At 72.0% G+C, this 12,307-nt stretch carries 7 protein-coding genes and 1 pseudogene; 6 read left to right on the top strand and 2 right to left on the bottom strand.

Annotated features, from left to right (window positions below; translation table 11 throughout):
* The first annotated feature begins 28 nt into the window (after window positions 1-28).
* From pyk to IF12_RS0115920, 5 genes and pseudogenes are all read left to right on the top strand, one after another.
* Window positions 29-1,438, top strand: coding sequence for a pyruvate kinase (gene pyk, locus IF12_RS0115940; protein ID WP_081913646.1), 1,410 nt, complete (start codon window positions 29-31; stop codon window positions 1,436-1,438).
* Window positions 1,439-2,329, top strand: coding sequence for an acyl-CoA thioesterase II (locus IF12_RS0115935; RefSeq protein ID WP_030160058.1), 891 nt, complete (start codon window positions 1,439-1,441; stop codon window positions 2,327-2,329). It begins immediately after the preceding gene.
* A 204-nt stretch (window positions 2,330-2,533) separates the two neighbouring features.
* Window positions 2,534-4,627, top strand: a pseudogene (locus tag IF12_RS0115930) (acyltransferase family protein); the annotation flags it as partial.
* A gap of 224 nt (window positions 4,628-4,851) precedes the next feature.
* Window positions 4,852-7,005, top strand: coding sequence for an acyltransferase family protein (locus IF12_RS26685; protein ID WP_030160054.1), 2,154 nt, complete (start codon window positions 4,852-4,854; stop codon window positions 7,003-7,005).
* A gap of 95 nt (window positions 7,006-7,100) precedes the next feature.
* Entirely contained in the window at window positions 7,101-8,285 is a 1,185-nt protein-coding gene (locus tag IF12_RS0115920; protein ID WP_030160052.1) for a sulfotransferase, read from the top strand.
* On the opposite strand, the gene IF12_RS26265 is transcribed toward IF12_RS0115920, so the two are convergent.
* Window positions 8,282-8,794, bottom strand: a complete 513-nt coding sequence (locus IF12_RS26265) for a GNAT family N-acetyltransferase (protein ID WP_197034744.1) — start codon at window positions 8,792-8,794, stop codon at window positions 8,282-8,284. The two genes, IF12_RS0115920 and IF12_RS26265, sit on opposite strands and share 4 nt — an antisense overlap.
* A 228-nt stretch (window positions 8,795-9,022) precedes the next feature.
* Here IF12_RS26265 and IF12_RS0115910 point away from each other — a divergent pair, with 228 nt between their 5' ends.
* Window positions 9,023-9,253, top strand: a complete 231-nt coding sequence (locus IF12_RS0115910; RefSeq protein WP_030160048.1) for a CsbD family protein — start codon at window positions 9,023-9,025, stop codon at window positions 9,251-9,253.
* A 90-nt stretch (window positions 9,254-9,343) separates the two neighbouring features.
* On the opposite strand, the gene IF12_RS0115905 is transcribed toward IF12_RS0115910, so the two are convergent.
* The gene (locus IF12_RS0115905) at window positions 9,344-12,247 is read right to left on the bottom strand and encodes a glycoside hydrolase family 2 TIM barrel-domain containing protein (RefSeq protein WP_030160046.1); all 2,904 of its coding nucleotides are present in this window, start codon (window positions 12,245-12,247) and stop codon (window positions 9,344-9,346) included.
* Between the last annotated feature and the right edge of the window lie 60 nt (window positions 12,248-12,307).

The following is a 12,307-nucleotide window of genomic DNA, read 5'->3' as shown; positions in this document are numbered from 1 at the left end:
GAGTGCGGGTCCGATATAAGCTCACGGGGTGACTCGTAGAGCAAAAATCGTTTGCACCATTGGACCGGCGACCGCCACGCCAGAGCGCATGGCCGGATTGATCGACGCCGGCATGAACGTCGCCCGCATGAACTTCAGCCATGGCGCCCAGTCCGACCACGAGGCCGTCTACCAGATGGTCCGCGAGGCCGCCGAGGCCGCCGGGAAGCCCGTGGCGATCCTGGCCGACATGCAGGGCCCCAAGATCCGCCTCGGCACTTTCGCCAACGGCGTCGAGCAGTGGGACGAGGGCGACCGCGTCAAGATCACCTCCGACGACGTCGAGGGCACCCACGACCGCGTGTCCTGCACCTACAAGAAGCTGCCCGGCGAGGTCAGCAAGGGCGACCGCCTCCTGGTCGACGACGGCAAGCTCGCCCTGGAGGTGCTCGGCGCCGACGACACCGACGTCGAGTGCCTGGTGGTCGAAGGGGGCCCGGTCTCGAACAACAAGGGCCTGTCCCTGCCGAACGTGGCGATCTCCGTCCCGGCGCTGTCCGAGAAGGACATCGCCGACATGAAGTTCGCGCTCAACCTCGGCGTGGACCTCATCGCCATGTCGTTCGTGCGCAGCCCCGACGACGTGCGCCTGGGCCACAAGGTGATGGACGAGGTCGGCGTGCGCCGCCCGATCATCGCCAAGGTCGAGAAGCCCGAGGCCGTCGCCCGCCTGGAGTCGATCGTCCTGGCCTTCGACGGCGTCATGGTCGCCCGCGGCGACCTGGGCGTCGAGATGCCCCTGGACGAGGTCCCGATCGTGCAGAAGGAGATCGTGCGCCTCTGCCGCGAGAACGCCAAGCCGGTCATCGTCGCCACCCAGATGCTCGACTCGATGATCGAGAACGCCCGGCCCACCCGCGCCGAGGTCTCCGACGTCGCCAACGCCGTCCTCGACGGCACCGACGCCGTGATGCTCTCGGGCGAGACCTCGGTCGGCAAGTACCCGATCGGGACCGTGCGCACCATGGCGAAGATCGTGGAGACCACCGAGGGCGGCCCCATCGGGCTGGCGAGCCTCGACCACGACCCGAAGACCAAGCCCGGCGCGGTCACCCACGCGGCCGTCGACATCGCCGAGGCGATCGGCGCGAAGGCCCTCGCGGTGTTCACCCAGACCGGCGACACCGTCAAGCGCCTGGCCCGGCTCAAGCCGAACCGCCCGATCTACGGCCTGACCCCGATCGAGTCGGTCCGCAACCAGATGGCCCTGTCCTGGGGCACCGACTCCTACCTCGTCGAGCACGTCGACCACACCGACGCGATGTTCCAGCTGGTCGACAAGACCATGCAGGAGCACCACCTGGCCGCTCCCGGCGACCTCGTGGTCATCGTGGCCGGCACGCCGGCCGGGACCCCCGGTTCGACGAACACCGTCCGGGTCCACCAGATCGGCTCGTAGATGAGCGAGGTCCTGGTGGGACAGGACGCGGTGGACTCGCTCCTCGCCGTCCTCGACCTGGAACAGATCGACACGGGCCTGTACCGCGGGCCGCGGGCGGAGGTCGGGCTCCAGCGGGTCTTCGGCGGCCAGGTGGCCGGGCAGGCGCTCGTCGCCGCCGGCCGCACCGTCGCCCCCGAGCGGCGCGTCCACTCCCTGCACGGGTACTTCGTGCGGCCCGGGGACTCCTCGAAGCCGATCCTCTACCAGGTGGAGAACATCCGCGACGGCCGCTCCTTCTCGGTGCGGCGGACCGTGGCCCTCCAGGGCGGGCGGACGATCTTCTTCATGTCCGCGTCCTTCCACACCGGCGAGCGGGGCCTCGAACACGGGGACCCGGCGCCCGAGGTGGCCGCGCCCGAGGACGTGCCGACCATCGCCGAGCGGCTCCGGGCCGACCCGGACCGCTTGAGCATGTGGGCGCGCATCCCGCGCCCCATCGACGTGCGCTACCTGGGCGGCTCGGGCTACTTCCGCTCGGGGGAGCGGCCCGCCGAAGCGCGCCAGCGGGTGTGGATGAAGGCCGACGGGAAGCTCCCCGACGACCCGCTCATCCACGTGTGCGTGCTCACCTACGCCTCGGACCTGACGCTGCTGGACTCGGTCCTGTCGCGCCACGGCGCGGTGTGGGGCTCGGGCGGCTACCTCGGCACGAGCCTGGACCACGCCTTGTGGTTCCACCGGCCGTTCCGCGCCGACGAGTGGATCCTGTACGACGCCGAGTCCCCGGCCGCCTCGGGCGGGCGCGGCCTCGCCCAGGGGCGCTTCTTCGACCGCGACGGCCGCCACATCGCCTCGGCCACGCAAGAGGGCCTGCTCCGCGAGACCCCCGAGCCCCCGGGCGTCCCGTGAGGCACGGTTCGTGACGGGCGGTCCGCTCAGTGTGGACCGCCCCCACCTCGCCGTCGGCCCCGGACCGGCGACAGTAAACTGGACCGAGTTCGGCGGAAGCCGCCGGGGCGCCCCGTCCCCCGCGATCGGCCCGTCCGACGGCCACTCCCGTGTTCACAGTGGAGCAGGGCACTTTCAGCGAGCGAATCCGGAGATCCTCCAGCCATGCGGCCGACCGTAACTGCACCCGCGAGCCCGACCTCCGACACCGAGCCGGGTCCCCGGGCGCGTCCGAGCCACTGGCGCCCGGACATCGAAGGGCTGCGCGCCCTGGCCGTCATCGTCGTCATCGCCGCGCACATCGGGTTCTTCCACTCCGAGGGCGGCTTCGTCGGCGTCGACGTCTTCTTCGTCATCTCCGGCTTCCTCATCACTTCGCTGCTGCTGCGCGAGATCGACCGCACCGGGAAGATCTCCCTGGCCGGCTTCTACGCCCGCCGCGCCGTGCGCCTCCTGCCCGCCGCCGCGACGGTCATGCTCGCCACATTGGTCGCCGCCTGGATCTGGCTGCCGCGCACCCGCCTCGGCGACGTGGCCGCCGACGCGGTCGCCGCGGCCCTCAACGTCATCAACCTGCGCCTGGCGTACGTCAGCACCGACTACTTCAACGCCGACGCCCCGCCCTCGCCGCTCCAGCACTTCTGGTCGCTCGCGGTCGAGGAGCAGTTCTACCTCGCCTGGCCGCTCATCCTCATCGGCGTCGCCCTGCTCACCGCCCGCCTCTACCGCGGGCGGTTCCTGCCGCGCGGGCTCGAACGGCGCCGCCGCGTCGGCGCCGTCACGGGCCTGCTGCTGCTCGTCGCCGCCGGGTCCTTCCTCCTCAGCGTCACGCAGACGGCGACCGACCCGGTCTGGTCCTACTTCGGCATCCACACCCGCGCATGGGAACTCGCCGCCGGCGCGCTCATCGCCGTCGCCGCCGCCCGGCTGCGGCGCGTGCCCGCCCCCCTCGCGGCCCTCGCCTCCTGGATCGGCCTGGCGCTCATCGCCGCCGCCGTGTTCGTCATCGACGAGAACACCGTCTTCCCCGGCTACGCGGCCCTGCTGCCGGTCGCAGGCACCGCCCTCGTCATCGCCGCCGGCTGCGCGCCCCACCGGTTCGGCGCCCAGACCCTGCTCGGCATCGCACCGGCCCAGTACGTCGGGAAGATCTCCTACGGCCTGTACCTGTGGCACTGGCCGCTGGTCGTCATCGGCCCGGCCGTACTCGGGGTCGAGGAGCCGCGCCTGCGCCACTACCTCGTGCTCATGGCCGCCGCGTTCGTGCTCAGCGTCGCCACCTTCCACCTCGTCGAGAACCCCATCCGCACCCGCAAGCCCCTCGTCCAGGTCCCCTCGCGCGCCCTCGCGCTCGGCGGGGCGCTCATGGTCTGCACCCTCGCGGTGTCCTTCGCGGCGGTCCTCCAGCCCGCCCAGACGACCGACGGCGGCGAGGCCGAGGCCGTCACCGGCAACGGGGCGACCGTCTGGCAGCTCATCGACGAGTCCACCGGCGTGGACGTCGTCCCGGCGAACCTCGAACCCTCCCTCGACGACGCCCCCGAGGACATGCCCGCCTACTACGCCGACGGCTGCTTCACCGGCCAGGAGAGCACCGAGGTCAAGGACCACTGCTGGTTCGGCGACCCCGAAGGCGAGAAGGACCTGGTCCTGTTCGGCGACTCCCACGCCGCCCAGTGGTTCCCGCCGCTCAACCAGCTCGCCGAGGCCTCCGGCTGGCGGATGCTCGTGCTCACCAAGTCCGGGTGCTCCATCCCCGAGGTCAGCGAGTACAGCGGCAGCCTCGAACGCGAGTACACCGAATGCGCCGAATGGCGCGACGAGGCCCTCGACACCATCGCCGACCTCGAACCCGACATGATCATCGCCACCTCCTCCGACAAGAAGAAGGTCCTCGAAGACGACCCCGACACCGCCTGGGTCGACGGCTGGCTCGCCTCGCTCGAACGCCTCCAGGAAGGCACCGAGGAGATCTACGTCCTCGCCGACACCCCCTGGGCCGCGGGGAACGTCCCCGACTGCCTCTCGGCCAACCCCGACAACGCCTCGGTGTGCGTCAACACCCTCGAAGCGGGCATCTCCCACCCCGAGCGCCGCGAGGCGGCCCTCGACGCCGTGGCCGAGGCCGGGGCCACCGTCATCGACCCCGTCCCCTGGATCTGCGACGTCGAGGCCGGCAAATGCCCCGTCGTGGTCGGCAACCTCCTCGTCTACCGCGACGACAGCCACCTCACCCCGACGTTCGCCTCCCAACTGGCGCCGCAACTGGCCGCGGTGATCCCCATCGACGGTGATCCCGACGTCGAAACCGCCGAAGCCGGTTTAGCGAAGCGATATGAGGCGAATACCACTCCCATGGTAGGACTCGGCCCCATTCGACCGACGGTGTTATCGTCGGGAACCGCCTCCCGACGCCCGAAGTCAGCTCCAGGACGCCCACCTGGAGGAGCAGCGCCCGACGAACCGTTCGGAGACCGACACGCATGCGTTCGACCGACGCACCACTACAGGAGCGGCCGCCCCAGGCCGCCGATGAACCGAAGAGCGCGCCGCGCCCCTCGCACTGGCGGCCCGACATCGAGGGCCTGCGGGCGGTCGCGGTCGGCGCCGTCATCGCCGCCCACATCGGGTTCTTCCACTCCGAGGGCGGCTTCGTCGGCGTCGACGTCTTCTTCGTCATCTCCGGCTTCCTCATCACCTCACTCCTGCTGCGCGAGATCGACCGCACCGGACGCGTCTCGCTCACCGGCTTCTACGCCCGCCGCGCCGTGCGCCTCCTGCCCGCCGCGGTCCTCGTCCTCATGGCCACCCTCGCCGCCTCCTGGATATGGCTGCCGCGCACCAGAATGCGCGAAATCGCCGCCGACGCGGCCACCGCCGCGCTCAACGTCGTCAACCTCCGCCTCGCCCAGACCGGCACCGACTACCTCAACGCCGAGACCGCGCCCTCCCCGCTCCAGCACTTCTGGTCGCTCGCGGTCGAAGAGCAGTTCTACCTCGCCTGGCCGCTCCTGCTCCTGGCGATCGCCCTGGTCGCCAAGCGGATCTGGGGCGGGCGCTTCGCCCGGCGCGGCCACCTCCACCGCCGCCGCACCACCGCCATAGCCGCCGTCCTCCTCCTCATCGGCGCCGCCTCCTTCGCCTTGAGCGTCACCCGGTCCGGCCCCGACCCCATCTGGTCCTACTTCGGCATCCACACCCGCGCATGGGAACTCGCCGCCGGCGCGCTCGTCGCCATCGCGGCCGCCCGCCTGCGTCACGTCCCCCGGTGGACCGCCGCCCTCGCCTCCTGGACCGGCCTGGCGCTCATCCTCGCCGCCGTGCTCGTCATCGACGAGCGCACCGTCTTCCCCGGCTACGCCGCCGTGCTGCCGGTGGCCGGCACCGCGCTCGTCATCGCCGCCGGATGCGCCCCCGACCGCTTCGGCGCCACCGCACTGCTGCGCCTGGCGCCCTTCCAGTACATCGGGAAGATCTCCTACGGCCTGTACCTGTGGCACTGGCCGCTGGTGATGATCGGACCGGCGATCCTCGGCGTCGAGGAGCCGCGCCTGCGCCACTACCTCGTGCTCATGGCCGCCGCCTTCCTGCTCAGCGTCGCCTCATTCCACCTGGTGGAGAACCCGATCCGCACCCGCAGGCCCCTCATCCAGGTGCCCTCGCGCGCGCTGGCGATGGGCGGCGGCCTCATCACCGCGGCCCTGGCGGTCTCGCTCATGCTGGTGCTCCAGCCGATGCCGACGGCGACGAACGAGGAGGCCCAGGAGGTCACCGGCAACGGCACCACCGTCTGGGACCTCCTCGACGAGTCCTCCGATGTGGACGTGGTCCCGGCGAACCTCACCCCGCAGCTGGAGGAGGCCCGGCTCGACCAGCCCTCGCTGTACGACGACGGGTGCGTGGTCGAGCGCGACGCGGTCGAGGTCCAGGAGGACGGCTGCTGGTACGGCGACCCCGAGGGCGAGAAGACCATCGTGCTCTTCGGCGACTCCCATGCGGCGCAGTGGTTCCCGGCGCTGAACCAGCTCGCCGAGGCCTCCGGCTGGAAGCTGTTCGCCATGACCAAGGCCAACTGCTCGGTCCCCGAGGTCGAGGAGATCGACTGGAAGCTCGAGCGCCGCTACACCGAGTGCGAGGAGTGGAAGGACGACGCTTTCGCCCTCCTGGAGGACATCGAGCCCGAGGCCGTGGTGACCTCCGCCTACGACCACAAGGAGGTCGTCGCCGACGACCCCGCGCAGGCCTGGGCCGACGGCTGGGTCGACAGCATCGAGCGCCTCCAGGAGAGCGCCGACCGGGTCTACTACATGGCCGACTCGACCGACCTCATCAAGGACGTGCCCGACTGCCTCGCCGAGAACCCCACCGACGCCCGGGTGTGCGTGGGGGACATGGAGGACGTGATCGTCCTGCCCGAGGAGGAGCGCGAGTCCCTCATGGACGCGATCGGCGACGCCGGGGCCACCGTGGTCGACCCGATCCCGTGGCTGTGCGACCTCGACCAGGGCACCTGCCCGGTGGTCATCGGCAACATCCTCGTCTACCGCGACTCCAACCACCTCTCGGCCCGCTTCGTGGCCGAACTCGCGCCGCAACTGTCCGTGTCGATCCCGCTGGAGGCCGAGCCGGTCCGCTAGCCGCGGACACAATCGACGCACCGAGGTGGGCCCGCATTCGAACCTGAATGTAGGCTCACCTCTTATTCACATGCGGGACAAAAGGAGTCGTTCGAATGGAACGAGTCGCACCCTGGATCAAGGCCGTCAACACCGTCCTCACCCCCGCCATCGCCGGCCGCCGCGGGAAGGTGGACCGCGTCCTCGAACGCGCCGTCCGCGACGCCGAGCAGCGCACCGGCTCCACCGCGCACGGCGACGAGGACTTCATCGAGGCCATGCGGGTCCTCCTCGCCGGGCACGCCGAGATCGAAGGGCTCACCCTCACCGGCTGGCTCGGCGCCGTCCAGGAGGTCACCGACCGGCTCGAGAACCGCCTGCGCGTGCGCAAGCTCCACGCCCTCAACCCCGAGATCGCCTACGAGCCGATCTCCCGGCCGATCGTCGTCACCGGCATCCCCCGCACCGGCACCACGATGCTCCAGCGGCTCCTCGCCGGGCACGAGGCCCACCGCTCCCCGCTGCTGCGCGAACTCATCCACACCGACCTCGAAGGCGCCCCGGCCGACCCGCGCCGCCGCGCCGAGCGCACCGTCGGCGCCGTCCGCAAGGCCGTCCCCACCTTCGCCGCGGTCTACGACATGGACCCCGACAAGCCCGACTCGTGCGTGCGGGTCCTCCCGCACGGCGTGGGCCTCTTGGTGAGCGCCCAGCCGCCCGGGTACGCGCAGTGGATGCTCGAACGCGACTACACCGCCGACTACCGCTACCTCAAGCAGGCGCTCCAGGTGCTCCAGCACGGGCGCCCGCGCCGCCGCTGGGTCCTGCGCGCCCCCGCGCACCTGTGGCAGCTCGGCGCCCTCGTGAAGGTCTTCCCCGACGCGCAGATCCTGTGGACCCACCGCGACCCGGCCGCGGCCCTCGCCTCGATGTGCAACATGAGCGAGACCGCCTCCGCGTTGAACAACGCCGAGGTCGACCCGCAGGAACTGGGCCGGATGTGGCTGGGGCTCTTCGCGACCGGCATCGACCGGGCCCGCGCCGTGCGCTCCCGGATGCACCCCTCCTCGTTCATCGACGTCCCCTACCGGGACCTCACCGACGAGGCACAGGAGCGACTGCCGGCGCTCTTCGCCCGCCTCGAAGCGCCCTGGGGCGCTGCGGAACAGGGCGCGCTGGAGGCCTCGCTCGCCGGGCGCACCCACGGCCGCAAGCACGAGCTGGCGCAGTACGGGCTCGCCGAAGGCGAGGTCGACCAGGCCCTGGCCGGCTACAAGCGCGACTTCGCCGCGATGCTCTAGAGGTCGAGGGCGAACGCCCACAGGTCGACGCCGGGCGCGGGCGTCCAGTCCAGGCCCGGCGCGCGCGTGAAGCCGAGCCGCCCGTAGATGCGGTGGGCGGTGCGCATCTGCCGCTGCGAGCACAGGACGACGCGCCCGATCCCCGGTTCGGCCCGCGACCGCTCCACGCACGCGGCCGCCAGCGCCGACCCGACGCCGCGGCCCTGCGCGGCCGGGTCGACCGCGAGCATCCGGATCTCGGCGTCACCGGGTCCGGCGAGTTCGGCCATCGGGCTGCCGGGGAACGCGAGCGTGACGCCGCCGAGGAGGGCCCCGTCGGGCTCGGCCGCGACGATCACGTGCGCCCCGGCGGCCCGGTGGGCGACGTCGCGCAGGCGCGGCGCGTACGGGTCGTCGGGCCCGCCGATGAGCAGGTCGCCGGCGAGGTAGGACCGGACGGTCAGTTCGCCGAGCGCGTCGTGCTCGGCGAGGAGGACGGGGCGGATCGCGAAGGGGATCGAAGAGGTCACCCCGGCATTCTGCCCCCGCGCGAGTCCCGCCCGCCACTCGCTTCTCCGCTGCTGCCCGCAGGCGGACGACGTTCTACTCCTGACTTCACGGCCCTGGCCGAGGGGCACGCCGCGGCGACCAGCCCGGTGCGTATCGCCCGCCGTTCGAGGGTGCTGACCAGGAAAGGTGTCGTCCAGCGCGGCACGGGTACCCCATTGGTCACAACACTCGCGGAGAGGACGGAGCACATGGGCGCTTTCGACAAGGCGAAGGACAAGGCCGAGCAGATGAAGGGTCGCGCGAAGCAGAAGCTGGGCGACGCGACCGACAACGAGAGCCTTGAGAACGAGGGTCATCGCGACGAGCTCAAGGGCAAGGCCAAGGAGAAGTTCCACGACGCCCGCGAGGGCGGCCAGGACAAGCTCCGCGACGCCAAGGAACGCCTCACCGACGAAGGCGGGCGCGACGAGCGCCGATAGACGAGCCGCAGCAGCCCAGGAGACGCTGACGGCTGGATGGGGGCCGACCGCACTGCGGTCGGCCCCCATCCGTGCGTCCCGGCGGTTGCCTCAGGCCTCGAATCCGAGGCTGAACGCGGTGGGCCCGGCGAGCAGCCGGTGCTCGGGCAGGACGCCGGGGCCGCACGCGGCCGAGCCCATGCCCTGGAGTGCCGCGTCGAGGTTGAGGAAGAGCCGGTCGCGTTCGACGAGGTCGCTCCGGTGCCCGGCGGCTTCGAGGTCCTCGCTGGTCCACGGCCGCACGGTGAGCGCGAAGTGCGGCGCGCCGAGCACGGTGAAGGTCTGTCCGCGTCCGGTGAGGGTCGCGCTGCGCACGTCGATGCGGGAGCCGTTCTCCTGCGGGAAGACGTACGGGGTCTGGAGTTCGGCGACGCCGGCCTCGAAGCGGCCGACGCGGGCGGCCTCGCGCGTGTCGGCGTAGGCCTCGCCGGGCCCGCCGCCGAACCAGGAGACGTGGTCGAGGTGCTTCGGCGCGGCCATGCGCACGCCCAGGCGCGGCAGCGGGAAGTCCCACTCGCCCTTGGGGTTGACCTCCACGGTGAGCCACAGCCGGTTCCCGGCGAGGCGCCAGCGGTAGACCGCGTCCATGGCGAGGGCGGCCCCGGCGGCGCCGACGCGGGTGGCGACGGTGAGCCCGCCCTCGTTCGCGTCGATGTCGAGGACCTTGTGCTCCAGGCGGTGCAGGGCCGCGTTGCGGCTCTTCCACCGGTCGGCGAGCGGCGTGTGCCAGCTGCGCAGGTCGTTGTCGGTGGGCGCGCGCCACAGGTCGAGGCGGGGGCCGTCGAGTTCCAGGCCGCCCAGGGAGGTCAGGCGCCCGAGCGCGTCGAATGCGGCGTCCCCGAGCCGCCAGCCGCGATCCAGCGCCGTCGGCGCGGCGGTGGACCCGGTCGGGGCCGCCCGCTCGGCCGAGGCGAGTCGCGCCTGGCCCCAGGCGATCCCGTGTCCGGCCCCGGCCCAGGGCGCGTCCTCGGCGAGGACGGCGCGGACGGTGAGCCAGCGTTCGCCTTCGGCCTCGCCGGTGATTCCCGCGGGGAAGGGCACGACGGCGGCGTTGCCGGCGTCGATCGCGGGGAGGTCGAGTTCGCCGTGGGCGACGGGGCGGCCGCCGTCCTCGACGGTCCAGGTGAACCGCAGGTCGGCGGTGTCGGCGAAGTCGCGGCGGTTGGTCACGGCGATGGTGCGCGTGCCCGCGTCGGCGCCGATGCGGACGGGTTCGACCACCTTCTTGAACTCGGCGAGGCCGGGGGAGGGCACGCGGTCGGGGAAGACGAGTCCGTCGATCACGAAGTTGCCGTCGTGGATCGGCTCGCCGAAGTCGCCGCCGTAGGCGAACCACTCGCGGCCGTCCTTGGTGCGGCGGCGCACGCCGTGGTCGATCCACTCCCAGATGAACCCGCCCTGGCAGCGGTCGTGCTGTTCGAACAGGCGCTGGTACTCGCTCATGCCGCCGGGGCCGTTGCCCATGGCGTGCGCGTACTCGCAGAGGATGAAGGGGAGGCCTCGGCGGTGCTCGTCGAGCGCGGGGTCCTTCGTCGGGGCCTCGGTGCGGTGGCCGATGCGGTCGGTCTCGGCGTGGTCGGCGTACATGCGGCTGTAGACGTCCACGTAGCCGCTGTCCCAGTCGCCTTCGTAGTGGAGGGGGCGGCCGGGGTCGCGTTCCTTGGCCCAGTGGGACATCGCGGCGAGGTTCTGCCCGGTGTGGCTCTCGTTGCCGAGGGACCACATGACGACGGAGGGGTGGTTCTTGTCGCGTTCGACCATGCGCGCCATGCGGTCGAGGTAGGCCTCGCGCCACATCGGCTCGTCGGAGGGGTTCTGCCGCCAGCCGTGGTGGACGAAGCCGTGGGTCTCCAGGTCGCATTCGTCCACGACCCAGACGCCGAGCTCGTCGCACAGGTCGAGGAAGCGCCGGTCGGGCGGGTAGTGGCTGGTGCGGACGGCGTTGACGTTGTGCCGCTTCATGAGTTCGAGGTCGCGGCGCATCGTCTCGACCGAGAGGGTCCGGCCGCGGTCGGGGTCCCATTCGTGGCGGTTGACCCCGCGCAGGAGGAGGCGGCGGCCGTTGACCTTGAGCACGCCGCCCTCGACCGCGACGGTGCGGAAGCCGACGCGGACCGAGGCCCGCTCGGTCGCGGTGGCCACGACCGCGTCGTACAGGCGCGGCGTCTCGGCCGTCCACGGCTCGACCGGCACTTCGACGGTTTCGCCCGCGGCGATGTCGAGGCCCAGTTCGGGGACGGTGACGCGGGCGCCTTCGGGCGCGTCCACCGTGAGCGAGCCCAGGCCCGTCCGGTGGTCGTAGCCGGCGTGGACGAACAGGTCGCCGACGCCGCCCTCGGGGCGGTGGAGGAGGGCGACGGGCCGGAAGATCCCCGACAGCCACCACATGTCCTGGTCCTCCAGATAGGACCCGGCGGACCACTGGTGGACGCGGACGGCAACGGTGTTCGCCCCCGGGCGCAGATGATCGGTGGCGTCGAACTCGGTCGGCAGGCGCGAGCCCTTGCCGTCGCCCAGGCGCGTCCCGTTGAGCCACACGGCGAAACAGGAGTCGACGCCCTCGAACCGCAGGACGGTGCGGCCGGTGTCGGGCCAGTCGGCGGGGAGGTCGAAGACGCGGCGGTACTCGCCGGTCGGGTTCGCGTCGGGGACCCGCGGCGGGTCGACCGGGAACGGGTAGTACGTGTTGGTGTACTGCGGCCTGCCGTAGGGGGCCTCGCCGTCGAGGTCGTGCATCTGCCACATGGAGGGGACCGCGACACCGTCCCAGCCGCTCGCGTCGAAGCCGGGGTCCTCGAAGCCCTCGGCGAGGTCGTGCAGCCCGGCCCCGAGCCGGAACCGCCACTCGCCGTCGAGGGCGAGCGCGGCCGCGTCCGAATCCGCCGCGGCCCGGGGCGCGCACCGCCCGCTTCCAGGGCTGACGCTCTCCACGTAGCTGACATCGGTGCGACTCATCGCCAGGCTCCCTCTCCCGAATGCGTTCCGGCCCGCCCCAAGTTACCGGTCACGCTCCCG

The sequence above is a fragment of the Glycomyces sp. NRRL B-16210 genome, assembly GCF_000719515.1.
Classification (GTDB): Bacteria; Actinomycetota; Actinomycetes; order Mycobacteriales; family Micromonosporaceae; genus Glycomyces.
Note: the sequence above shows the minus strand (reverse complement) of the source record. Positions and strands in the feature narration are given on the sequence as shown.